The organism is Hymenobacter negativus (assembly GCF_017571495.1).
GTDB lineage: Bacteria > Bacteroidota > Bacteroidia > Cytophagales > Hymenobacteraceae > Hymenobacter > Hymenobacter negativus.
Genome location: NZ_JAGETZ010000001.1, coordinates 647717 through 672494, shown reverse-complemented (window position 1 = coordinate 672494; position 24778 = coordinate 647717). Strand labels below are relative to the sequence as shown.

Below are 24778 nucleotides of genomic sequence, written 5' to 3'. Positions count from 1 at the left end.
TGAGCTTTACGGGCGTGTCTACTCAGTGTCTACTTCGCCGAAACGGCCTTTTTGGCCGTCACCAGCTGCACGGTTTCATAGGCGGAAGCAGGGGCCTGGCGGCCGTTGCTACCAACGTATATGGGCCGGATTTGCACCGTGAGGCGGCGGTTGGCGGCAGTGAAATCGGTGAGGCCGGCGGCGAAGGCGGCAGGAGTGCTGCCGGTTAGCTGGGCGGGTTTCACGTTCATGTTCACGGTGATGGGCAGGGTCTCGATGGCGCTGGCCTCGAGCTCAGTATTGAGGCCGGTGACGCCGCTGGTAAGCTGCTTGCCATCGAGCAGTAGCTTGTATTCAAGCTGTTTGAGTTGTACGCTGGTCACGCTGGGGTTGCGGGCATACACACGCATCTTGAGCTGGAGCGGCAGAAGGCCTTTTTTTAGGGCTGTTTGCAGCTGCTCCTGCTGGGGCGAAGGAATATCCGACGCCTGACGCACAAAGAGAATGTCTTGGCCGCCAAGTGTGGCTTCGTCTACAAAGTTGAGGCGGTATTGCATCAGCGTATAGGCCTCATTTTCCATGGCCTCGGCCGATGCGTTTTTGCCGGTGGGTTTGTCCTTTACCTGCTCACTCACGCTACAGGCATTGGCGGCAATCAGAAGAGTGCCCAGCGCCAGAGCGCGGGCGGGCGATAGGAGAGAAGAAACTTTCATAAAAAGGAATCAATAAAGGCGAAAGCGAAGTGTGAAAGGCCATTCGCGACTATGGGCGTGCTTACGCGAACCATTGTTGAATGGACACAAATCCCCGTCGATTCTTAAAAAACAGCGGTAAATCACCAGGCTGTTTATGCTGAGCAGTGGCAAAGACGAAAATCCGCCAGCGCCCTTCCTGAATTGGTACATGGATTTGGCATTTCTGGCCCAACGGCGCAGCCGTCCGACTGGTTGAGGGGCGCCCTCCCACAGCCGCATCGGGCGACGATAACCTGGTAACGATAACCAGTCCGACCGGAACCGTCCGTACACCAACCAAGAAAACCTGTCAACCCGCCTTTACGGCTACTGCAGCCAGAAGCGGACGGCAATCCAGAGCAGCAGGCAGGCCACGCCCAGCGTCATGATGCGCAGGCCGTGCACCCGGTCCTGGGTGGTGTGGGCGTATACCTGCCGCCCATCGGCTAGGGTCTTTTTGTGGGCATACAGGTTCCAGCCGATGATGATGGACAGCGGTCCGCCGAGCAGCGCCAGCCCGTAGCCCCAAATAATGAGGCTGTTGCCGGAGGCTTCGGGCTGGGCCAACGTTGCAACACGGTGTTGCCGCAGTTGCCGAATGGCCTCGACGGATACATCGCGGCCCCGCTGCCGCAGGATTTGCCCGGCCAGTGTCACGTCGAGATTGCTCCATTCTTCGGGCTTGGCCAGCAGGTCGAACAGCTCCGCATCGGTGAAAGTGAACAGGTAATGGTCGGGGCTGATGGCGGCCAGTGCCTCGCGGTTGGCGTCCTCCTCCAGTCGGCGCACCCATTCAAAGTCGCCCCCGTGCAGCTTCACTTCAAACGTGGCGAAGGTGTTATGAAAGGTGAAAGCAGGGTTGAAGACGGCCTCTCCCGTATTTACGCCCGTTTCGAACGGAATTGCCCGCTGCCGCAACAGCGCCAGCAAAGGCTCCGCCGCCGCTTCTGATGGATAGGACTGATAGGTCTGGAACTCGGGCATAAAGTGCGCTAATAACCACAAGACGTGGCCAAACAAAAGAACATAAAAAAGGCCGGACCGGCCTGGGCTCACTTCCCGCGCTCACAAATGAGCTGGCGTACCACCGTTTGGTAAGTCAGGTACTGCCCGCGCACGCTCCGCTCAGTCACGGAGTTGGCGTTTATTATCAGCCGGCCTGCGGAGTCCAGGCCCATCAGCGACACCGTACCGTTGCGTTTTGCCGTCCCGTACAGCAGCAGGTAGCGCTGGTTGAGCAGAACGAAATTTTTATTTGCCCGCTTCTTGCGCAGCGAGGCCGGAGCCATTTCCAACGTGTTGCTGGTAAAAGTGAGAGTGGCCGCGCCGGGTACATCCTGGGCCACCGCACTGCGGTAAAACCGCTGGTCGGCCAGCGAGAACGAGTCGATGTGGGTAATGAGGCGGTTGGCTACGCTGTGCCATTCGCCCACCAACCGTTGCGGGTCGGCAATGCGCGTGGCGGTATCGAGCTGGGCATGAGGGCTGGCTGAGTTGGCGCACCACCAGGTCCGTACGCCGGTAGCCGCCACAAAGTCGAGCCCCGCCTGCGTGGCCTTGATTTCCGGGGCCAGCAGCCGCTCGTAGCGCTTATAATCTTGCTCCCACTGCCCGGGCGTGAGCGAAGGCAGGGCCATGCAATAGGTAAGCGGAAACCGTGAGGTATCGGCCGTGCTGGGCCGTATCGCCAGCGGCACGGCAATTTTGGGAGCTGGGGCTGCCCCCACACCACCCAGTGCCGGCTTCTCCTGCGCCACCGCTGCACCTGCCCGCAACAACAGCAAAAAGCCAAACAGAAAAAGCCTGAAATTCCAGCTGCTCAACATGCCATAAACCTACAAAAAAAGGCCGGAAGCATTGCTTCCGGCCTTTTAACCAGTTCATAAAATCCGCGGAATCCGCAATTCTTATTTGCCGTCTACTTCTTCGTAGTCCACGTCGGTTACGTGGTCAGCGGGCTGGCCTTGGGCACTGCCGTTGGGCTGGCCGTCGCCGCCGGGGAAGCCACCGGCACCGGGCTGGCCACCTTCGCCACCGCCAGCGGCGTACATCTCCTGCGAAGCAGCCTGCCAAGCGGCGTTGATGGCCTCCAGAGCGGTGTCGATGCGGGCGAGGTCTTTGGCTTCGTGAGCCGATTTGAGGTCGGCCAGTGCACCTTCGATGGCAGTTTTGTTGCCACCGCTCAGCTTGTCGCCGTACTCTTTCAGCTGCTTCTCGGTTTGGAAAATCATCGAGTCGGCGGCATTCACCTTGCCGATGCGCTCGGTTTCGGCTTTGTCGGATTCAGCATTGGCGGCAGCTTCATCGCGCATGCGCTTGATGTCGTCTTCGCTCAGGCCGGAGCTGGCTTCGATGCGGATTTTCTGCTCTTTGCCGGTGCCTTTGTCCTTAGCGGTTACGTTCAGGATGCCGTTGGCGTCGATGTCAAACGTTACCTCAATCTGGGGCACGCCGCGCTGAGCAGGCATAATGCCATCGAGGTGGAACTTACCAATGGTGCGGTTCTGGCTGGCCACCGGACGGTCGCCTTGCAGCACGTGGATTTCTACCGAGGGCTGGTTGTCGGAAGCCGTCGAGTAAGTCTCCGATTTCTTGGTCGGGATGGTCGTGTTGGCTTCGATGAGACGGTGCATCACACCGCCCAGCGTTTCAATGCCAAGGGCCAGCGGAGTCACGTCGAGCAGCAGTACGTCTTTCACCTCACCGGTGAGTACACCGCCTTGGATAGCAGCACCGATGGCCACCACTTCGTCGGGGTTGACGCCTTTGGAAGGCTTCTTGCCGAAGAATTTCTCCACTTCCTCCTGGATGCGGGGAATGCGGGTCGAACCACCCACGAGGATAACCTCGTTGATGTCCGAAGTCGACAAGCCCGCGTCTTTCAGCGCCTGTTTCACGGGCTCCATCGAGCGGCGCACGAGGTCGTCGGCGAGCTGCTCAAATTTAGCGCGGCTCAGCTTCACCACCAAGTGCTTAGGACCCGAGGCCGTAGCAGTGATGTAAGGCAGGTTGATTTCGGTTTCGGTCGAGCTGGAGAGCTCCACTTTGGCTTTCTCAGCGGCTTCCTTGAGGCGCTGCAGGGCCATGGGGTCATTGCGCAGGTCGAGGCCTTCGTTGTCCGACTTGAACTGGTCGGCCAGGAAATTGATGATAACCTGGTCGAAGTCGTCGCCGCCAAGGTGGGTATCACCGTTGGTGCTCAGTACTTCAAACACGCCATCGCCCAGCTCCAGAATGGAGATATCGAACGTACCACCACCGAGGTCGTACACGGCGATTTTCTGGTCTTTGTGCTTCTTGTCGAGGCCGTAAGCCAGGGCAGCGGCGGTGGGCTCGTTGATGATGCGCTTCACGTCGAGGCCGGCGATGGCACCAGCTTCTTTGGTGGCCTGACGCTGGGCATCGTTGAAGTAAGCGGGTACCGTGATAACGGCTTCGGTTACGGTCGTGCCGAGGTAGTCCTCAGCGGTTTGCTTCATTTTCTGAAGCACCATGGCCGAAATTTCCTGGGGCGTGTAGTTGCGGTCGCCGATTTTCACAGCTACCGTGTTGTTGGGGCCGGCTACTACCTGGTAGGAAACGTGCTTCTGCTCGGCGGTCACCTCGTTGAAGTGGCGGCCCATGAAGCGCTTGATGCTGGAAATCGTATTCTGGGGGTTGGTCACGGCCTGGCGCTTGGCGGGGTCGCCCACTTTGCGCTCGCCCTTGCCCCCGTCGAGAAATGCAACGATGCTGGGGGTGGTGCGGCGGCCTTCGCTGTTCGGAATCACAACGGGTTCGTTGCCTTCCATCACGGCCACGCACGAGTTGGTGGTGCCGAGGTCAATGCCGATTATTTTGCCCATGTTTTTGGGTGTTGGTTGGTTAGGAGTGGAATGTCAGGTCAAAGCGGGCTTTGCAGCCGCTGCCCGACGATTACAAGCAACGTACCAGCCCCGTTTTGGTGACAAACTGTCACCGATTTCTAGCCAAAACCCAGGTTCGGTGCCGGGGTGGCCGGTTTTGGGGAGAAGGAGCGAGGCGGGCCTGACAGGGGTGCAGGGATGACGGTCTGAAGCAGACTACTCTTGTTGTACAGAAACTATAGCATCCCTACCATGCCCATGTCGGTATCGAATGAGCGCAGACAATAAGAACAGCACTATTAATGCAGCAACGTGATGCACAAAGGAGGAAGTATCTATTTCACAAAGTGGGAATGGCCCTAAAAAAAAGAAGGTATACCAAGCAAAAACAAATAGTGATGAGTAAGTAGATAAAAGTAGAAATTGATAACGCCAATTAATAAAAAGGAGCAGTAATGCTACTGTATAACAGATTAGAAATGTTGCTGTGGAAATGGAGCATTCGTGGTAATACATTATTTCGCTAAACTGCTCCCTAATCAGATACACGTCTCTTGTATCCTCGCCGATTATAATTATAGGGCAGGTTATAAGCAAAACAATTGCTCCGAGCTTAAACAAAATGGCTAGTGCTTTCAAGTTTTTCATTTCAGCAAATCTACAAACGACCTAGAACCCCCCCGAACCTGCTGAATAGCCTCCCCCAAACGCCAAGCGGCGGCCCCGTTAACGGAGCTGCCGCTGGCATTTACGGGCAAAACGGCCTACTTCTGGATGCCGGCGGCCCGCAGCTCGGCTTTGTATTCGATATCGTCGGGGAAGTTGGCGTCGAGGGCTTTGGCGAGGCTGGAGAGCACCGTGGCAGTGGAAGCGCGTAGGTGTCTTTAGTGGCTACAGCTTTACAATTTTTGCTGTCGGTTTTGATGAGGTACTTACCAGTTCGTTGCAGCGCTGTGACTGGGTCACCCATTACTTTCGGGTCATAATTCTCCGCCAGTCATGCTCAATATTATCCTTCCCAGCCTGCCCTACCAGCGCGTGGTTGACCCGATGTGGCAAGAGGAAATGGCCGTGGCCCAGCAGCAAGGACATACCGTGAGCCTCTACGATGCCGAACGGGAGAAGCTTTATCAGCCGCTGAACCCGGAGTATCCCAGCCTGTACCGCGGGTGGATGCTGACAGGCCCGGAATACCAGAAGCTGGAGGCTCTGACGCCGTTGCTCGTGCCGCTGACCATGTACCTCGATTCGCATTCTGCGCTTGGCTGGTACGAGACCATTGCCGCCTTCACGCCGAAAAGCTATTTCGTGCCCAGTGAGGAGCGGGGCGGCACCATGGCCCTGGTGCGCCAACACGGGTGCTGCTTTATCAAAGGATTGAGCAAGTCCTACGGCTCCGATTCGGTGGTTACTTCGCTGGCTGAGCTCGAACAGCTGGTCAGGAAGCACGCCATTGACCCGGACGATGCCTTTTTTGTGCGCGAATTCATTAAGCTGTCTCCTCAGCCCGAACAGCGGTTTTTTGCTGTGCGCGGACGGGTGTTTGGCGCGGGTGGGCAGAAGTTTCCGGCGGAGCTAGCTGCGGTTTTGCCAGCCTTGCAGACTCGTTGGTTCTACACCATCGACGTGGCCTTTGACTTCAAGGGCAAACCCCTTGTGATAGAGGTGGGCGATGGCCAGGTTTCCGACACCAAAGAATGGACGGTGGCGGAGCTGTACGAAACAGCGGTAAAATACCTGTCTGAACAGGCAAGCAACAGAGCCGGGGCTTACTAAAATGACGAGCAAAATCCTGCTGATTCTGGACCTTGACGAAACGTTAATTCACGCCACGGCAACCAAACTCGGCGATGATTTCGCGTTTCAGCTCTACCATTATTACGTGTATAAGCGGCCCGGGCTGGATGCGTTTCTGGCCGCGTGCGCGGAGAAATTCGACCTAGCCGTGTGGTCGTCGGCCAGCGACGACTACGTGAAGCAGGTGGTGGCGCAAATATTCCCGCTGGAAATGAAGCCGGTGTTTGTGTGGGGTCGTTCGCGCTGCACGCCACTGGTTTCACGGCAGAATGACGGGTATGGCGATTACAATCCGGATGGGTTCAGCCATCACGAATATGCCAAGCTGCTCAAAAAAGTAAGGCGACTCGGCTACGATGCCCACCGGGTACTTATTGTGGACGACACACCAGAAAAAGTGCGCAACTGCTACGGAAACGCCATTTATCCCACGCCGTTTCTGGGCGACCCGGGTGATAGCGAATTACTGATTCTTGCGCAGTATTTACATTCGTTGAAAGATGTGGCAAGCGTCAGGAGCATCGAGAAGCGTCTTTGGCAGCAGCAGTTTCTACCTGGTGATGACCGGGGGCATAGGCTGTAGATGCGGCCCTTCGCGTCTCAATCGTTAATTGACAGAGCGGACTGCGCAAATGGCGCAGCCACCGATATGTGAGGAGTCGCACTGCTGCCACCCATTGCTGTCCAACGGGCGCCGGTCAATTGAAGCGACCGAATCTGCTGCTGCCAGAGGCCGGAGCGCGACACCTGCAGGGACCACAGCTGGCGCCCGCGAAACTGTGCCAGGTTCTGGAACCGGTCGGGTGGGCGAAAACACAAGGGTGTAGTGCCTTGGTCTGTACCTTTGGCCTCTATATGGGGCGTAACCAGGGTGAGGAGTATGAGTGCGTTGGTGTCCCGTGCTAGAACCAACGCGGCGAGGCATAGGCCTTCCTTTAACTGGTACTCAGCGCTGGAGTGGCTGGTTATTAGCGCTTGCTCTGCTCCCCACTAGTTTGTTTTTCGAGTAATGGCTACCGAGATAAAAGCAATTAAATGTCCGCAGTGCGGCAGCCCGCATAAAACAGAGCTTAAGCCCGGAAGCTACCGCTGCAATAGCTGCCAGACAGACTACTTCCTGGACGAGAACCGGCTCATCATTCAGCACAACCACACCTACCAGCCACCGGCGGTGCCTGCGCCCGCAGCCCGGCTGAGTCCTGTGGCGAGGGGCGTGCTCTTCGTGGTGGCAGCAGCTTTGGCCTTTCTGGCAATGCGGATTGGCCGCAGTGGTACCACCGTTCCAAGCGCTACGGACCTGCCCGGCGCTTACCTCAACACGTACTATGGCAGAATCGAAAAGACGGTGCCCCTGGCCGGAACCGACGGGCAGCCACTGCTGCTGGTGCTGGCAACCCGAAGCTACCGGAATGAATCCGATAAGGCGGAAAACGGACCGTACATCACGTTCTACGACCCGCTGAAGCACAAAGAACTTAGCACGCAGCGGCTCGACGGGCCGCCTGCGTCATCGACTGAGGTCGAGGCCCGGACTTTCTCCGATGGTCGGCAGTATATCATTGTCAATAAAACCACGCTGTATGTGGTGGACAAAGCTGCGCTACGGCTGGTGGTGACCGGTAAAGAGTGGTTTGAGCGGCAGCCCGCGTTGCGGGCCGGCGTGGCCAGCGTGCAGTTCATGTCTTCCAACGACGGCGATGGACTGGTTCTGCTCACCAACGATGGCAAGAGCTTGTTTTACTACCCGCTGGTAAACCGTATTTACACCGAGACCGAACTGGACGACGCAGATAGCGGATTTGACAAACTGCTGCCCGGTGCCACGCTCAAAACGTCCTTTACCTTCACCGACCCCAACCCCAGCTGCAAAGGCACCCCGGTGAAGCTGCTGCAAATCAAATTCAAAGACAACGGCGGCGGCCCGAAACACCTCTGTGAAAATGTGATGTGCTCACAGGTTCCCACCGGCAACAACCCGGATACCAACGTAATAGAATACCGCAACGAGGACATGAGCAGCGCCGACTACTACCGCGTCACGTCGTACCGCGACCTTACCCCCGGTCGCCTCTACTTTAAGCCCACGCTGCTCTATTCCGACGCGCAAAACGTGCTCATTACTACCCGCGCGACGCCCGCGCCGGAAGCGCCCCTCAACCTGCAGTGCCTGGACCCCGCCACGGGCCAGGTGCGCTGGACCACTCCGCTCGACAAGCAAGCGGAAGTGCACCAGCTGGTGCCTTGCAAAGACGGCTTTCTGGGTATTGGCTACGGGCCGACCAGTATCGTACTCAACACTGCCGGTAAGATTATCAGCCGCTTCAAAATTGAATAACTAACCGCCATGGGCTTAAAAAACTTTCTGTCCGCGCAGTTTGCCTCCGTAATTGAGTGGCCCAACCAGGCCCCCGACCTGCTGGTGTACCGCTACCCGGCGCCCACTGCCGAAATCAAAAATGCCAGCAAGCTGCTGGTAGCACCGGGGCAGGGCTGCCTACTGGTGTACGAAGGCCAGGTGACCGCCGTGCTGACCGAGGAGGGCCTTTACCCACTCGACACCGCCAACCACCCTTTCATCACCAGCTTGCTCAGGCTGCGGCAAGGGTTTGAAAGTGAGCACAAGCTGCGCGTTTACTTCTTCCGTCAGGCCGAGGTAGTGAGCCAGCCCTGGGGCACCGCCACGCCCGTGAAGTACGTGGACCCGGTCTATGGATTTCCCGTGGAAATGGGCATGCACGGCAGCTACTCGTTTAAAATCGTGGATGCCCAGCGCTTCTTTGCTGAAGTTGTGGGCTCGCGTGATGCCTATACGGCCTCGGAAGCCCGCACCCTGATACAGGCCCGCATTGGGCAGCACGTGGTGGTGGGCATTGCGGCAGCGGCTATTTCTTGCCAGGTCATCGACTCGCAGCTGGCGCAGCTATCGGCTGCTTTGCGTGCCGCGCTAAATGCCGAGTTTGCCGGGCTTGGCTTTGAGCTGACCGATTTTAAGCTGTCCGGGACAGCGTTTGACAAAGACACCCAGGCGCGCATCAAGCAGATTGCCGATATGCGGGCGGCCACCCTGGCAGCTGCCGAGGGTTCGCTGAGCTACGCCGAATCGCAGAAGCTCAGTGCCTTGCGCGACGCCGCACGCAACACCGGCGGCCTGGCCGGCGTGGGCGCCCAGCTTGGCGCGGGCTTGGAGTTGAGCAAAGCATTCGGCTCCACCCCGGCACCTGATGCGCCCGACCCCGTAGCACAGCTGCAAAAGCTGAAGCGCCTGCTCGACGAAGGCATTCTCACCCCGGAAGAATTCGAAGCAAAGAAGAAAGAGTGGCTAGCCAAGCTATAAATCCCGGCTTCACAAGCGTGGCGAACGTGCGGATGAGGCAGGATGCATTAATGGGCCGCGGCTGTTAGAAATGCGTGAAGCTGCTGCTCCCAATCGGCCCCGTAGCGCTTCCAGTACGGTTCGTGGCCAACGCCTGGGAAATCGTGGCGCATTTTGGGCCCGGCCAGGTGGGTGAAGATGGCATCGGTTTCGGCGCGGGTCACGCGCGGGTCGGCGGTGCCCCAGAGCAGGAGGGTGGGCGTTTGGATTTGGGTGGCGTAGCGCTCGGCATTGAGGCCGAAAGCCCAGAACCCGTTTTGCGCGCCGCCCCAGAACACCAGCAAATCAGCCATCGGGAAGCCGGGAACGTGCATGGATTCGAAGCGGTTGTAGGCGGTTTGGCGCATGTTGCCGTAGGGGCATTCCAGGATATTGGCGGAGGGGCGCACGCCCAGTTCGGCCTCGGCCCGCATGATGGCCACGGCACCCATGCTCACGCCATAGAGAATGAGCGAATCGACGGGGTGCCGGGTGCGCAGGTAATGCACGGTGGCGGCCACATCGTCGGCCTCGCGGTAGCCTACGGTGGTACGAAAACCGGCGGAGTTGCCGTTGCCGGCCTGGTCCACGAGTAGCACGGCGTAGCCCAGGTGGCGGAAGTAGCCGGCCTCGTGGGTGAGGTGCGACTTGCTGCTGGTGTAGCCGTGAAACAGGGCTACGGTACCGCGCGCCCGGCCGCTGTCGGGCCGGGCGTACCAGGCTTCAAGCGGGCCGTTGGGGCTGGTAATGGTGACGGTTTTGACCGGGAAGCTGGGCTTGGGGCCGTTCTGTGGCTTCGGGTTGCGAATGCCGGTGAACAGCAGCCAGAGCTTCTGGCCGGGGCCGAGCTGCTCGGGGTTGGGCGAGTGCAGGCCGGGCTCGTTGGCGAAATGCGTGAAGCGCCAGGCGTGGAAAAAGGCCACGGCATTCATGGCGCCGAAGGCAAACAGGAACAGCAGGAGTAGCCGTCGGCGGAAGCGGGTTTTCATGGGGGCAAATGGGCGATGTAGAGACGTGATACTTCGCGTCTTATTGTGCGCGCCGTTTATTCTGGCGCCATCGCCTAACGCTGAAACGCGAAGTATCGCATCCCTACCATTTAAAGTAAACAGCCATTCGCTTACCAGCTGCTGCCCGCCCCGCCGCCGCCCGATGAGCCGCCGCTGCTGGAGGAGCTGCTGCTACTGGAACTGCTGCTGCCACTGCTCCACGACGAGGAGGAGCCGCCACCGGAAGAGTTGTTAGACGGCGAAGGAAGCTGCGGAATGGTATATTTTTCCTGATGTTCGTGCCCGCAGTATTCGCACTTGAAATGCTGCCAGCCCCAGCCCTCGGCCGACCGGGTAGCTGCCTGCACCACCTGCTTGCGCTTGGGGCGATAGGTGCGGTGGTGGCACTCTGGGCAGGGCTGGGCACTGCTCGTCAGGTTGCGGTAGCCGAACACCAGTTGCTCGTGGCACTGGTCGCACTGCCATACGTCGTAGTCCACCGACTTCACCATTTCCTCGGCCACCTGGCCCAGTTCCATGTGCTCATCGTCGTCTTTTTCGCTCAGCCGGTGCATGGGGGTAGCACAAGTGGGGCAGGCGTAGGGAGCATCACGCAGCTGCTGCATGCGGCGGCGGTGCCAGGGCCAGTACAGCGCCAGCAGCACCGGAAACGCGACGGCCGTAAAGTCGAGCTTATAATGAGCTTCGTGCAGGTATTCGTGCAGGGCGTGGCGGCCCTGCGGCGCATACACGGCCCGCGCCCGCACGTTCACCACCGCCAGATAGGCGTGCACGTAGAGGAGTGGCGGCCCATACACCAGCGGAAAAAGAACCCAGACGTTGGGCAGGTGCGCGAAAAAAGCCACCACCACAAGCCCCAGCGTGAGCACCAGGCAAACCACAAAAAGCCCCCGCACCAGCCCGCCTACTGCCGTCATGTGTTCCCACAGCAGCCCGTACAGCACTAGGCACAGTAAGCCTGCCGCAACGGTCCCAATGAGGCTAAATAGCCCCGACACGGCCTTATCGGAGGCCGCTTCCCGGCGGTCCAGCTGCTGGTTTAAGTCCGTTATGGAAGGCTGCGGAACTTCCATGATGGCGTCGTAAGGGTCCTGAAAAAGGAGGGCGCTGTCCGCTTTAAACTTGTCGCGGGCCGACTGTGCCGAATCGGGATTGAGCTGCTGGATGATGGCGCCCACGCCTGCCTGCACGGCCTCGTCGTAGTGCTCGGCGCGCATCAGCGGCACCATGTCGCGCTGCTGGATGCGGTAGCAAATGGCATCGGGCAGGTCGGCTTCCAGGCCGTAGCCGGTTTCAAATTCGATGCGGCGCTGGTCCAGCACCAGCAGCACCAGCAAGCCGTTGTCCTTGCTCTTGTCGCCGATTTTCCAGCGGTCGAACAGCGCGGTAGCGGCCGTTTTGGGCACGGTCTCCCCAATGCTCCGGGCGAGAACCACGTCGATGTGCGCCCGGCCCGACTGGTCGAGGGCTTGCAGCGTGGCGTTCAGTTCCTGCACCGTAGCCGTCGCCAAAATGGTGTCGGGGTCACTGACGTAGGCTTCGCCCAAGGTTTTGGGGTCGGGAATCCGGGTCAGGTAGTTGGCATAGTCAGCCGGGGGGGCTTCCGGCGTGCCACAGGCCGTGAGCAACAGGCCCAGGCAGGCCGATAGAAGGACGAGGTACAGGTGTCGGCAAACCATCAAATCAGAAAAAGAGCGAGCGGAAAGGCATGCTGGCAGCAGCATGGTAGCGTTTATACCCCCAGTTGAGCGGCCGGGTTTAAAGTCGCTGGCGAACGGGGCTACACTGTTGCTGCCTGCCTAGTGCCCGCGCCTGGTGCCCCCTCTCCGGGGAAACTGCGCCGAAGCAATGTTCGGGTTTCGGCCCCGAACTGGTCCCGACGGCTTTTCCGGGCGCGCCGCCGTGCTTAGCTGCCGCAGTTCCGCCACTTCTGCCGCCGTGAGGTCGCGCCACTGGCCGGGCTGCAAGTTGCCCAGGCCCAGCGGCCCAATAGCGGCCCGCACCAGCCGCAAACACGGCAAGCCCACGGCTGCGCACATCTTACGCACCTGCCGGTTCATGCCCTGCGAAATCTGGATTTCCAGCCAGCTGGTGGGGATGCTGGCCCGGTAGCGGATGGGCGGGTTGCGCGGCCAAAGGTGGCCCGGCTCATGCAATTCAGCCGCCTTGCCGGGGGCGGTGAGGCCTTCTTTTATCTGCACGCCGCGCCGCAGCTGCTCCAACGCTACTGCCGAAACAAGGCCTTCGACCTGCGCCCAGTAAGTTTTCAGGACCTTGAATTTGGGGTCGCTCAGGCGGTGCTGGAGCTGCTTGTCGTCGGTGAGCAAGAGCAGGCCTTCGCTATCGAAATCGAGCCGGCCCACGGGGTACACGTCGGGCACCGGCACGAAATCCTTGAGCGTGGTGCGGCCGTGCTCGTCGGTGAACTGGGTGAGGACTTCGTAGGGCTTGTTGAGCAGGATATAACGCATAGTAGCGCGGACTGTAGTCCGCGTCCCGGACGATAATCGGTATGACGGCGCGGGGACGCGAACTACAAAGTTCGCGCTACTTCTCCCACCACCGCTCTTTCGGCAGCGCGGTGCCCAAAGTTATCGGCTCGCCCAAATGTGGCGTCGTTATCGGCTGACCCAGGCGCGCCGCCTCGGCGGTGGCGCGGGTCACGGACTCGTTCCAGCCGTGATTGGCTTCGGTGAAAGCACCCCAGTGCACGGGCAGCATCACGGCGGCGCGCACGTCGCGGGCGGCCTGCACGCTCTGCTCGGGGCGCATGTGGATGTCGGCCCAGTTGGCATCGTACTGGCCGCATTCCACCAGGGCCAAATCGAAGGGGCCGTACTGCTGGCCGATGGCGGCGAAGTGCGGGCCATAGCCGCCGTCGCCGGTGTAGAATACGCGCTTGGCGGGGGCCTGCATTACCCAGGAGCACCAGAGGGTGGAGTTGCGGTTGCCCAAGCCCCGGCCCGAAAAATGGCGACTGGGCGTGCAGCGCAGCACGAGGCCGTTGGCCAGACGCGTGCTGTCGCCCCAGTTCATTTCCACGATTTTCTCATTCACCACGCCCCAGCGGCGCAGGTGCGGCCCGATGCCCAGCGGCACGTAAAAATGCCCCACTTTATCCTTGATTTTGTGGATGGTGGCGTAGTCGAGGTGGTCGTAGTGGTCGTGCGAGATGAGGACGGCGGCAATGGGCGGCAGCTTTTCCGGGGTGATGGCCACGCTACGGTTGTAGCGGTTGGGCGTGGCCCAACTCACAGGGCCCATTTCCACGCTCAGCATGGGGTCGAGCAGGATGTTCTGGCCGGCCAGTTCTACCAGGCTGGCCGAGTGGCCGAACCACGTCACGCGCGCCATCTCGGGCGTTTTGCGGGTGATGGCCAGCGAATCGAGCGGTTGCTGCGGGAGCGGGCCGGGCGGTGTGGCATTGGGGGCCTTGTGGAACAGGAACTGCCACATCACCTTCGGCATGCTACTGCCGGTCAGTTCCCGGGTTGGAATCATGTTCACAAATTCGCCCTCCTTCGCATTGTAATGGCCCGATTTGGCATAGGCTTCCTTGTCGGTCTGGGTAGGCTTGCCGCCCAGCTGCGGGCTGAGGCCGGTGAAAGCCACCACCGCAATGAGCAGGGTGCCGAGGATGCCGCCAGTCGTCATAAGGAGGATTTTGAGGGGTTTGCGCATGGGATTTAGTCGCGCGGGGCTGCTTTGCCGTAGGCCAGCGCCACAATATCGCGCACTTCGAGCACGGGTTTGGAGTAGCCGAAATCGGCCGCGTTTATCATGGCGCGGCCCACTTCGCGCATCGTGCTCACATACTGCGGGGCCAGCCGCCGGGCCACTGGGTAGAGCCAGGCAATGGCCGGATACCATTTCAGGATATTGCGCTGGCCCTCGGTGGTCTTCATAAAGCCCGGCCGGAACATATAGGCGGCCCGGAAGGGCAGGGCCAGCAACTCGTTTTCGGTGCGGCCCTTCACGCGGGCCCAGTGCTGGCTGCTTTTTTCGGCGCTGTCGGTGCCCACGCCCGACACGTAGATGAACGTGAGGTCGGGGTTCAGGCGGACCAGGGTTTCGCCCACGGCCAACGTCATGTCGTGGGTGATGCGCTCGTATTCCTCCTTCGAGATACCCACGGAAGAGATGCCGGCGCAAAAAAAGCAGGCGTTGTAACCCGTTAGTTGGCTTTCCACGGCGCTCAGATTAGCCAAATCGGGCACCAGCAGCTCGGTCATTTTAGCGTGGGTGCGGTTCGTGGGCTTGCGGGTGAGCACCAGCACGTGCTCCACGTTGGGGTTTTGCAGGCATTCGAGCAGAACGCCCTCACCCACCATGCCGGTGGCCCCGGTGATAATGGCTCGGATTTTCATAGTAGTTCAGTAAAGTAGGAGGGAGGACGTTTTGGGGTCGGTTCTACTTTACGAACAAGCTAAAAGAACGGTATAGAAGCGCGACACTTCGCGTCTCCGTTGAGCGATTCGCAACGACTCTGACGCCGAGACGCGAAGTGTCGCGCCTCTACACCGTTCAGATTTATACGCTTCCCGAGTACTTCCGCACGGCCCATTCCACCGTCAGAAAGGCCAGAATGACGAAGAAAATCCACTTCAGATTTATCAGGTCTTTCAGGTCTTCCTCGGCCGTAATTACCGGCTTGTAGTTAGCCTTGGCGATGTCCTGGGCCAATTTATCGAACTGGGCGGGGTAGTACAGCTGTGAGCCACTGCGGCGCGAGAGCTGCGCCAGCAGGTTATGGTCGGCCTTCGATTCCAAAGCTTCCAGGGGCTGCGACTGCACCAGCAGTTCACCAGCGTCCTGCTGGGCTTGGCCGCCGAGGGTAGCACGGGCCTGGTAGCGGTAGAGGCCGGCCGGCAGCGGCCCCAGGTGCAGGGGCGAGCCGTCCTCCGCATTAGCGAAGCTGAAGCGGCGGGCTTGCTGCTTTTCGTCAGTTAAAACCAGGTCGATTTTTTGGTTGTAGAGGCGCTCGAACACGGCGTTGTAGGTCTCCGCGCCCAGCGTCACGTCGTCCTGGGTGCCAAAGGCGTCCTGCGTGGGGTACACGTCGAGGCGCTTTTTGTTGGCGTTTTGGGTCAGGAGATGGAGCGTGCGAATGATGAGGCGGTCGTAGGCTTCGGGCTTGTCGTCGTGGGCCACGGCCTCGCTCAGACGCCACTGCCAGCTGCCGTCGGTGAGCAGCGTGGCCTGCCGCTGCGTGGCCGGCCCGCCGAACACCAGCAGCGGCTTCTGGGTGGGCACGCGGCCCACCTGCTGCCAGAGCGCGGCCTCGGCCCCGGGCCCCAGGCGGTAGTCGCCAAACGGCACGGGCGCGGGCGGGTATTGCGCAAAGCGGCGGGCCGATTCCTCGTCCGTGGCAAAGCGGGCGAAGCCGGGGTTGGGCACGGGCGTCACCTCATCGGTCTGGGCCCCGCGCGGCTGAATGGTGAGGCCGGCCCCGAGCTGATTATACGCCCCCAGGTCCGATTGTGCGCCCAAAACGTAGAACGCAGGCGTTTTGCGGGCTTTCACCTGGGCCAGAATCTCGTTGCCGAGCCCGCCCTGAGCCGGCAGTTGGTGCAGAATGGCCACATCGAAATCAGCACCCGCTTTCAGGGGTTGCACGCCGGAAATGGCCAGGGTCAGGTCGAAATTGTCGTTGGCCAAAATGGCAGCGCGCAGGGCTTTCAAATCGGGGTGCGGGGCCGCGCCGGCCAGCAACACCCGCAGCTTGCCCTTCACGATTTCGATGAAGGCAGTGCGCTGGTTATTTAGTTCGGTAAACTCGCCCGGCTGGGGCACGATGCGGACGTTGTAGCGGCGCTTGCCCGGCGCGGGTGCCGTAATTTGGAAGGTAGTCCGCACCCGGCGGCGACCGGCGGGCAGGGCCACCCGGCGGCTGTCGAGCACCTTGCTGCCATCGCGCAGCTCCACGGTGGCCGCGCCGCCCGCGTACCCTTCAAAGCCCAATTCGGCTTCAATCGGGAATTTATTGCCACTAAACGCCACCCGGTTATAGGTGAGGCCGGTGAGGCGCAGGTCCTTCTTGGGAATGGTGTCGCCCACCGCCACACTGTAAATCGGGAAGCTGAACTCCGAGTACGCCGGGCTGCGGCCCTGATTCACGAGGCCATCGGACACAAGCACCACGCCGGCCAGGTTGCGGCCATCATACGCTTCACGGGTGCCGGCTAGCAGCTGGTCGAGGTCGGTGGTGGTGGCCGAAAAGCGCAGCGAATCGAGCCGGGCCGGGCGGCCCGTCGGGGCTGTCAGCGTCCGGGTTTCGACGGTGAAGCCCCGGCCGCGCAAGGTTTCGGCCAGTTTGGCGAGGCCGCCGGTAGTCTGGCTGAGCACGTTTTTGGGCGTAAACAGCTCCACCGACTGCGAGTTATCAACGGCCAGCACCACGGTGGGCTGCTCGGTGCGCGTGGTAGTGGTTTTGATGACGGGGCCCAGCAGCAGGTAGCACAGGAAGCTCACCACGGCGAAGCGCAACGCCGCCAGCGCGTAGTTCAGGCGCTTGCTCCAGGGCGCTTTGGCCGAGTATTGCAGGGCAGCGTAGCCCGCGCCCACGAGCAGGCAGACGAGGATGAGCCAGGGAGAATATTGGGTGGTCAGCAAACGAAAGTCGGATTGAATCAGCGCTAAAGGTCGGTCTGCGCCGTGAAAGTTGCAGCCTCCCGTTGCATCAACGGCTCAGCACGGTAACCAGTTCGGGACTGTTGAAGATGCTGACCGGTGAAATCACCGTTTCGTTCAGCGGCAAGTTGTTGCCGTATCGCTCGGTCAATTTGGCTTTCACAGCGGGGTTGCTCAGGTCAAAATCGCGCAACTGCTGGAGTTGGCCGACTTTCCGGTGCATGCCTTGCTCATACACTTTCCAGATGAGCTCAGAGCAATAAATCCGGTCGTCAGACCAGCCGAAGGTCAGGTCATAGTCGCGGCCCAGCATGGTTTGCCCAGCGGCCAGCATCCGCTGCCAGGCTTGCGGAGTCAGCGCTTTATCGGCGTCGCGGAGCCGTTTCACTACATAATGGTCGCCTTTACCCCGGATTATCCACTTGCGCAACGAGGTGAATTTTACTGGCTGCACGGCTTCCAGTACCATCCATTCGCCATTTTGTTGGCAAACCAAGCCGCAGTGGCTGTAGGGCGAATGCGTGGCCAGTTGAATAGCGCGACTCTGCTCCGACTTGGAGGTATGGAAAATCAGGTCGCCGTCGTGGAGCAATTTGCGGTCGGCCGCCGCCTGGCCGAACGTGTGGCTGTAGGCACGCCGAATGGGCTTTAATGCCAGCACGAAAAGAAGCAGGAGAATCGGTAGCGGGATTAGAAATTTCCGGGGAATGGACATGGGGCACTAGCAGTAATTTATCACTCCGTTTCTTCTATGTCTTCAGTATCGTCCTCTTCTTCTATTTCATGTTCTGCGGTTTGCCATTTTTCGCCCACTGCTTCCCGCAATGCGTGCCAGCCGTAATTCAGCTGAAATAACTCATTGACCGTTGGGTCGCGTTTTACTATTGCCTCTAACGCGACCACTTTTAAGTCGGCCACGTCATAAGTTGTATCGCAAAGAAACTGCCAGCTGCCATCGTCGTCGTGGACTACGCGCAGAATCGGCAAACCTTCTAAAACCGGACGTGTGGTGTAAACACCCAAATTCCGGTCCTCCCGAAATTTGAAGTTATGGTCCCGGTCAAGTAGCGGCTGGGCAGCTTTCCAATCAGGATTGAAGCCATCATCCCACGGATAAAGTGCTTGTTTGTCGGGTCATACAGTTTGCAGCGCCGGAAAATCCCAGCTATCGTAAAACCACGCAGCGTAGCCGAAATAATCCTGGTAGCGAGTTGGGTCTACGATTACAAAACGCATGTCGAAGTCCTGCAGAAAATCAGGATAGCCAACACCAAGGTCGGGCTTGGGCTGCTTGTCCAGCAGCCTTTTGCCCTCCCAAAGCACCGAATGCAATAAATCTAGCCCAAAGCCAAAACAAATAAGCTCGGGGTACCCATACGTTTTATATAGGCCGATTGTATAGGCGAAGCTGGGAGAGTAGCCGTCGCCATTAAACAGCGCAACATGAAACCCATGCTCCTTCACATCACTGAGAATCCGCTGCTCCGCTTCTGCATTATGCGCAGCGTGTTCTTCCGGCGTGGCCATCGTTTCTTCTACGTCAGCATTCCGCCGTCCACCTGCAACACCTGACCGGTGATGTAGGCCGAATCATCAGAAGCCAGAAACGCCGTGGCCTTGGCTACGTCCTCGGGCCGGCCGCCGCGCTTGAGCGGGATGGCCTTGCGCCACTCGTCTACCTGCTTGGGGTCGAGGGCATCGGTCATTTCGGTTTCGATGAAGCCGGGGGCAATGGCGTTGCAGCGAATGTTGCGCGAGCCCAGTTCTAAGGCCACCGATTTAGTGAAGCCAATGATGCCGGCCTTGCTGGCGGCATAGTTGGCCTGCCCGGCGTTGCCCTTGATGCCCACCACGCTGGTCATGTTGATGATGGAGCCGGCCTTAGCGCGCATCATGGGCTTGGTGGCGGCTTTCGTCAGATTAAATACGGACTTGAGGTTGACGGTGAGGACGTTGTCCCACTGCTCCTCGCTCATGCGCATCAGCAGGCCATCCTGGGTGATGCCGGCGTTATTAACGAGGATGTCGAGCTTGCCAAAATCCGCCACCACATCGGTGACGAGTTGTTCGGCCTGGGCGTAGTCAGAGGCGTCGGAGCGGTAGCCTTTCACCTTGGTGCCCGCAGCCGAAAGCTCGGTTTCGAGGGCCTGGCCCTTCTCCACGGACGACAAATAGGTGAAGGCGACATCGGCGCCGAGCTGGGCAAAATGCGCCGCGATGGCGCGGCCAATTCCTTTGGAAGCACCCGTTACGAGGGCTACTTTTCCGGTGAGTGTGTTGGTCATGGGGCGAAGGTAAGTAGCGCGGACGTAGCGCGAACTTTTCAGTTCGCGTCTCCAAACGACTCGCACAGGGCTTTAACGGTGCGGGGGACGCGAACTAAAAGTTCGCGCTACTACGCGCTACAGCAACCTAACTTCGCCCCACCATTATGCCCCACCACGACATCTGTATTCTGGGCGCGGGCCCCGGCGGGGCCACCGCCGCCCTGCACCTCGCCAATGCCGGCCAGCGCTGCCTGCTCTTGGACCGCGCCGCTTTCCCGCGCGACAAAACCTGCGGCGACGCCCTCAGCGGCAAGGTCATCAACGAGTTGAAGCGCATCGAGCCCGGCCTGCACGCCAAACTGGCCGCCGCTCCCATTCAGATTCCGAGCTGGGGTATCGACTTCATCGCGCCCAACGGCCGCAAGCTCAGCATCCCCTTCAAGCCCAAGTTCGACAAAGCCCACGACCCCACTGCCGGCCACGTGGCCAAACGCATCGACTTCGATAATTTCCTGGTCGAAGAAGTGCGCCAGCGCCCCGAAATTGATTTCCGCGAGAATGTGGACGTGGCCCGTACCGAGCGCATGCCCACCGGCTGGCAGCTGCTCGACAAAGCCGGCCAGGAAATTGCCTCCTGCCGTCTGCTACTCGTCGCCAATGGCGCCCAATCTGAATTCGCCCGCAAAGTGGCCGGCCATGCCCTCGAGCCCGACCACCACTGCGCCGGCCTGCGCACCTACTATGACGGTGTAGCCGGCCTGAGCCCCGATAATTTCATCGAGTTACACTTCATTAAGGATTTCCTGCCCGGCTACCTCTGGGTGTTTCCGTTGCCCAATGGCCAGGCCAATGTGGGTGTGGGCATGCTCTCGAAGACCGTGGCCGACAAAAAGGTGAATCTGCGCCAGCGCCTAGACGAGATTCTCACAACGCACCCCGACTTAGCACCGCGCTTCGCCGGGGCCACGCGCCTGGGCTCCGTGAAAGGCTTTGGACTGCCATTGGGTTCGAAGCGGCGGGCGCTGTCGGGGCCGGGGTATTTCCTACTCGGTGATGCTGGCTCGCTCATCGACCCTTTCTCGGGCGAGGGCATTTCGCACGCCATGGTGAGCGGGCGGCACGCGGCCATCTGGGCCATTGAGGCAGTAAAAACGAACGACTTTAGCCCGGTGTTCCTCAAGAATTACGACAAAGCCGTTTACAATCGCCTCGGCCAGGAGCTGCGCCTAAGCCGCGTGATGCAGCGGCTGCTCAACTTCCCCAGCCTGTTCAACATCGTGGCCAACCGGGCGGTGAGTAATCCCACGCTGGCCGCCACGCTCTCCATGATGTTTATGGATTTGGACTTGCGCGAGCAGCTGCGCAAGCCGAGCTTCTATTTCAAGCTGTTTTTCGGCGGGAAGTAGCGGAACTGCCTGCCATGCAGAACACAATGAAGCACCTTATCGCATCTGAACGAATTGTTCCAACGTGATAAGGTGCTTCACTGCGTTCCGCACGATAGGCGCACAGGTTCCTAGTGCTGGCCGGGCTTGGGGTGGTAGCCGCCGGTGGTGCGGGAAACGGGCGTTTTGATGGGAGTGTGGCCTTCGTCCGTGCCCACGTAGCGCTTCAGGCTCTTGGCAGCTTCGGGGTTGAGCTGGGCGGCTTTTTCAAGGTCGCGGCGAGCTTCCGAGAGCTTATCGAACGAGGAATAGCTGATGCCGCGGTACTCCCAGGCATCGGCGTAAGTAGAATCCAACTGGATGGCTTTAGTGAAGTCACCCACCGCCGACTTGTATTGGTACGACTGCATTTTGGCCACGCCCCGCCCGAAGTACGACTCTTTATCCTCGGGGCGGTACTTGATGGCGCCCGAAAAATCGGTAACTGCGGCCTTGTACTGCTTCATCATCAAGCGGTTTACGCCTCGGTTATAGTAGGCGTCGGGGTTGTCACGCTGGTAGCGGATGGCGGCGGCGTAGTCGGGCAGGGCTTCGGCGTAGTTTTTCAAATAGCTTTTAGCCTTGGCACGCTGCAGGTAAGCGGTCGAGCTTTTGGGTTCCACTTTCAGAATGGCATCGGCGTTGGCCAGCATGTTACGGTAGTCGAGCGCGGTCATTTTCTTCTCCTTTTCCCGCTCGGCCGAAGCGGCAGCGGCCGAAAGAATTTCCGGAGCGCCCGTGGTGCCGGCCGTCGCGGCTTCGGAGGCTACGGCGGTAGCGGGCGTGGCAGCAATGCCATTGGCCTCGCCAGTGGTGCGGGCATCGGGGGCAGAGGTGGCGGCCCCGGTCGAATCAGGCCGGCGGGCACCGGTGGCTTCCGGCACGGTCATCAGCTGGCTCGTGTTGCTGGGTTTCTCCTTCTCGGTAACGGTGGTGGCGCAATTGGTGAGGAAAGCAAGCAGCCCAAGGGCCGCCAAAGGGAAGCGAAAACGTGATTTCATAAAAGCAGAAATAAGTAGGCCGGGCAAGCTGTGCCGTAGCCGGAGGCTTATACGGGACGAAGAGCAGATTGGCTGCCAGCACCTATTACGCCCTAATCTTGTTGGCGAAAGCAAACGGTTGCAATGAGCAGGTGTGGCCCGGTAAGAGGGCGCGGCTATCTTTGCGGCCACAATTGGGTGGGTCCCCCAGCCGGGCCCGGTGTACTTTTTTTCTTTCGCAGATTTTATGGCATTGCAATTTGATTTGGTCGTGGTCGGCAGTGGCCCCGGCGGGTACGTGGCCGCAATCCGGGCCTCGCAACTGGGCTTGAAAGTGGGGGTTATCGAGCGCGAGTCGCTGGGCGGCATCTGCCTCAACTGGGGCTGTATTCCGACGAAAGCGCTGCTCAAATCGGCCCAGGTATTTGAATACTTGAACCACGCCAGCGACTACGGCCTGAAAGCCGAAGGCGTCGGCTATGATTTTGGCGCTGTGATTTCGCGCAGCCGCGGCGTGGCCGATGGCATGAGCAAGGGCATTAACTTCCTGTTCAAAAAGAATAAGATTGAGACCGTGATGGGCACCGGCAAAGTGGTAGCTCCCGGCAAAGTAGAAGTGACCAAGGCTGACGGCAGCAAGGAAACGGTGGAAGCCAAATCCATCATCCTGGCCACCGGCGCCCGCTCGCGCGAACTGCCGACGATGCCCGTCGACAACAAGAAAATCATTGGCTACCGCAAAGCCATGGCCATGGAGCAGCTGCCCAAGCGCCTCGTGGTGGTGGGTTCCGGCGCCATCGGCGTCGAGTTTGCCTATTTCTACCGCACCATGGGTTCGGAGGTGACGGTGGTGGAGTTCCTGCCCCGCATCGTGCCGGTGGAGGACGAGGAAGTATCGCGCCAGATGGAAAAGTCGTTCCGCAAAATCGGCGTGAACGTGCTCACCAGTGCCGAAGTAATCAAGGTGGATACCGCCGGCGAAGGCTGCAAAGTGACCATCAAAACCGCCAAGGGCGAGCAGGTAATTGAGTGCGACGTGGTGCTGAGCGCTGTGGGCGTGACCACCAACCTCGAAAACATCGGCATCGAAGAGCTGGGCATCAAAGTAGAGCGCGGCCGCGTGATTGTGGACGATTTCTACCAGACCAATGTGCCCGGCATCTACGCCATCGGCGACATCGTGCCCGGCCCCGCGCTGGCCCACGTGGCCTCGGCCGAAGGCATCATCTGCGTGGAGAAAATTGCCGGCCACCACCCCGAGCCGCTCAACTACCAGAACATCCCCGGCTGTACCTACGCCTCGCCCGAAATCGCCAGCGTAGGCTACACCGAAGCCGAAGCCAAAGCCAAAGGCTACGACGTGCTGGTGGGCAAATTCCCCTTCTCAGCCTCGGGCAAAGCCAGCGCTGCCGGCGTGAAAGACGGCTTCGTGAAAGTCATCTTCGACAAGAAATACGGCGAGTGGCTCGGTGCCCACATGATTGGTTCGAACGTGACCGAGATGATTGCCGAAGTAGTGGTAGCCCGCAAGCTGGAAACCACCGGCATGGAAATCATTAAGTCGGTGCACCCGCACCCCACCATGTCTGAAGCCATTATGGAAGCCGCCGCCGCGGCGTACGGCGAGGTGATTCACTTATAGAATTCTCTCAAAACCACAAGCAAAAAGGCTCGGCTGAATAAGCTGGGCCTTTTTGCGTTTGCAGCATATTTAATATCAACTACCTTGGTATGCAGCAACAAGGATTTTTAAATGAACCTGACCAATAATATCCTGCTCTACCAAGCCCCTGATGGGCAAACGCAACTCGAAGTGCAACTGGACCACGAAACTGTGTGGCTGACGCAGACGCAGATGGTGGAGCTTTTTGATACGACCAAGCAGAACGTTAGTCTGCACATTCGGAATCTTTTTCGGGAAGGTGAATTAAGCGAAGATTCAACTGTCAAGGAATCCTTGACAGTTGTTGCTAACGGTAAAAACTACCATGTTAAACACTACAATCTCGACGTTATTATCTCTGTCGGTTACCGGGTGAAGTCCTTGCGTGGTACCCACTTCCGGCAGTGGGCCACGAGCATTCTGCGCCAGTATCTCGTGCAAGGCTATGCACTCAACGAGAAGCGCCTGCGCGAAAGCGCCCGCCAGCTGGCCGACCTCAAGCGGCTGGTGCAGCTACAGGGTGAAGTAGCAGCTAATCAGGAGCTGACTTCTGACCAGTCAGATGCGCTACTGCGGGTGCTGGGTGACTACGCCCGCGCGCTTGATGTGCTGGACCAATACGACCACCAGCGCCTGCGGGTGCGCGGTACCGCTAGCGAAGAGCCCTTTGAGCTAACCTATGAAGCCGGGTTGGAAGCCGTAGATAGCCTGCGTACGCAGTTTGGCGGCAGCGCGCTTTTTGGGCGAGAAAAGGATGCCTCTTTTCAAAGCTCGGTCCGGTCCATCTACCAAAGTTTTGGCGGCGAAGACCTATACCCGAGCGTGGAGGAAAAAGCGGCCAACCTGCTGTATTTCGTGGTGAAAAACCACTCGTTTTCGGATGGCAACAAGCGCATTGCGGCCTTCCTATTCGTGTGGTTTCTGGACCGGAACCGGTGCCTGTACCATCCCGATGGCTCGCGCCGGCTGGCCGATAACGCGCTGGTAGCGCTCACGCTGCTCATTGCCGAGAGTAAGCCAGAGGATAAGGCTACCATGGTAACGCTGGTGGTGAATTTGATTAATCAAGATAACTGAAAAGGCCCCCCGCAGTGTGC

Annotated in this window: 21 protein-coding genes and 1 pseudogene; 7 read left to right on the top strand and 15 right to left on the bottom strand. The window is 59.5% G+C overall.

Annotated features, from left to right (window positions below; all coding sequences use genetic code 11):
• Window positions 1-29 precede the first annotated feature (29 nt).
• The 4 genes and pseudogenes from J4E00_RS02940 to dnaK all read right to left on the bottom strand — a co-directional run.
• Window positions 30-692, bottom strand: coding sequence for a hypothetical protein (locus tag J4E00_RS02940; RefSeq protein WP_208173507.1), 663 nt, complete (start codon window positions 690-692; stop codon window positions 30-32).
• 348 nt (window positions 693-1040) lie between these two features.
• Window positions 1041-1697 (bottom strand): hypothetical protein, encoded by a 657-nt coding sequence (locus J4E00_RS02935; protein WP_208173506.1) that lies wholly within the window; start codon window positions 1695-1697, stop codon window positions 1041-1043.
• Between the two features lie 68 nt (window positions 1698-1765).
• Window positions 1766-2539: a hypothetical protein gene (locus tag J4E00_RS02930; protein WP_208173505.1), complete on the bottom strand. Its 774-nt coding sequence runs from the start codon at window positions 2537-2539 to the stop codon at window positions 1766-1768.
• An 81-nt stretch (window positions 2540-2620) separates the two neighbouring features.
• Window positions 2621-4564 (bottom strand): annotated as a pseudogene (gene dnaK, locus J4E00_RS02925) (molecular chaperone DnaK); the annotation flags it as partial.
• Between the two features lie 993 nt (window positions 4565-5557).
• Between dnaK and J4E00_RS02920 the strand changes: the two are divergent.
• The 4 genes from J4E00_RS02920 (at window position 5558) to J4E00_RS02905 (ending at window position 9689) form a co-directional block, all read left to right on the top strand.
• Window positions 5558-6334: an ATP-grasp domain-containing protein gene (locus J4E00_RS02920; protein ID WP_208173503.1), complete on the top strand. Its 777-nt coding sequence runs from the start codon at window positions 5558-5560 to the stop codon at window positions 6332-6334.
• A 1-nt stretch (window position 6335) separates the two neighbouring features.
• Window positions 6336-6938, top strand: coding sequence for an HAD family hydrolase (locus J4E00_RS02915; protein ID WP_208173502.1), 603 nt, complete (start codon window positions 6336-6338; stop codon window positions 6936-6938).
• A 426-nt stretch (window positions 6939-7364) separates the two neighbouring features.
• Entirely contained in the window at window positions 7365-8690 is a 1326-nt protein-coding gene (locus J4E00_RS02910) for a hypothetical protein (protein ID WP_208173501.1), read from the top strand.
• Between the two features lie 9 nt (window positions 8691-8699).
• Complete coding sequence (locus J4E00_RS02905) at window positions 8700-9689, top strand: SPFH domain-containing protein (protein ID WP_208173500.1); 990 nt, start codon at window positions 8700-8702, stop codon at window positions 9687-9689.
• Window positions 9690-9736: 47 nt separating this feature from the next.
• Here the strand turns inward: J4E00_RS02905 and J4E00_RS02900 are convergent, their stop codons facing one another.
• The 10 genes from J4E00_RS02900 to fabG form a co-directional block, all read right to left on the bottom strand.
• Window positions 9737-10696 (bottom strand): alpha/beta hydrolase, encoded by a 960-nt coding sequence (locus J4E00_RS02900; protein WP_208173499.1) that lies wholly within the window; start codon window positions 10694-10696, stop codon window positions 9737-9739.
• Between the two features lie 131 nt (window positions 10697-10827).
• On the bottom strand, window positions 10828-12396 hold the full coding sequence (locus tag J4E00_RS02895; protein WP_208173498.1) for a TPM domain-containing protein: 1569 nt from the start codon (window positions 12394-12396) through the stop codon (window positions 10828-10830).
• 120 nt (window positions 12397-12516) lie between these two features.
• Window positions 12517-13188, bottom strand: coding sequence for a pseudouridine synthase (locus J4E00_RS02890; protein WP_208173497.1), 672 nt, complete (start codon window positions 13186-13188; stop codon window positions 12517-12519).
• 76 nt (window positions 13189-13264) lie between these two features.
• A complete protein-coding gene (locus J4E00_RS02885) occupies window positions 13265-14398 on the bottom strand; it encodes an MBL fold metallo-hydrolase (protein ID WP_208173496.1) in 1134 nt (377 codons plus the stop codon).
• A gap of 5 nt (window positions 14399-14403) precedes the next feature.
• Entirely contained in the window at window positions 14404-15084 is a 681-nt protein-coding gene (locus tag J4E00_RS02880; RefSeq protein WP_208173495.1) for an NAD-dependent epimerase/dehydratase family protein, read from the bottom strand.
• 163 nt (window positions 15085-15247) lie between these two features.
• Window positions 15248-17329: a VWA domain-containing protein gene (locus tag J4E00_RS02875; protein ID WP_236049395.1), complete on the bottom strand. Its 2082-nt coding sequence runs from the start codon at window positions 17327-17329 to the stop codon at window positions 15248-15250.
• Window positions 17330-17396: 67 nt separating this feature from the next.
• Entirely contained in the window at window positions 17397-18008 is a 612-nt protein-coding gene (locus J4E00_RS02870) for a YiiX family permuted papain-like enzyme (protein WP_317196586.1), read from the bottom strand.
• Between the two features lie 74 nt (window positions 18009-18082).
• Window positions 18083-18370 (bottom strand): hypothetical protein, encoded by a 288-nt coding sequence (locus tag J4E00_RS02865; protein ID WP_208173493.1) that lies wholly within the window; start codon window positions 18368-18370, stop codon window positions 18083-18085.
• Window positions 18371-18481: 111 nt separating this feature from the next.
• Window positions 18482-18874 (bottom strand): DUF4262 domain-containing protein, encoded by a 393-nt coding sequence (locus J4E00_RS02860; protein ID WP_208173492.1) that lies wholly within the window; start codon window positions 18872-18874, stop codon window positions 18482-18484.
• 8 nt (window positions 18875-18882) lie between these two features.
• Entirely contained in the window at window positions 18883-19632 is a 750-nt protein-coding gene (fabG, locus tag J4E00_RS02855; protein WP_208173491.1) for a 3-oxoacyl-[acyl-carrier-protein] reductase, read from the bottom strand.
• 146 nt (window positions 19633-19778) lie between these two features.
• On the opposite strand from fabG, the gene J4E00_RS02850 reads away from it, so the two are divergent.
• Window positions 19779-21020 (top strand): NAD(P)/FAD-dependent oxidoreductase, encoded by a 1242-nt coding sequence (locus J4E00_RS02850; RefSeq protein ID WP_208173490.1) that lies wholly within the window; start codon window positions 19779-19781, stop codon window positions 21018-21020.
• A 110-nt stretch (window positions 21021-21130) separates the two neighbouring features.
• Here the strand turns inward: J4E00_RS02850 and J4E00_RS02845 are convergent, their stop codons facing one another.
• Window positions 21131-22039: a tetratricopeptide repeat protein gene (locus J4E00_RS02845; RefSeq protein WP_208173489.1), complete on the bottom strand. Its 909-nt coding sequence runs from the start codon at window positions 22037-22039 to the stop codon at window positions 21131-21133.
• Between the two features lie 226 nt (window positions 22040-22265).
• On the opposite strand from J4E00_RS02845, the gene lpdA reads away from it, so the two are divergent.
• Complete coding sequence (gene lpdA / locus J4E00_RS02840) at window positions 22266-23660, top strand: dihydrolipoyl dehydrogenase (RefSeq protein WP_208173488.1); 1395 nt, start codon at window positions 22266-22268, stop codon at window positions 23658-23660.
• Window positions 23661-23771: 111 nt separating this feature from the next.
• Window positions 23772-24758, top strand: coding sequence for a virulence protein RhuM/Fic/DOC family protein (gene rhuM, locus J4E00_RS02835; protein ID WP_208173487.1), 987 nt, complete (start codon window positions 23772-23774; stop codon window positions 24756-24758).
• The last annotated feature ends 20 nt before the right edge of the window (window positions 24759-24778 follow it).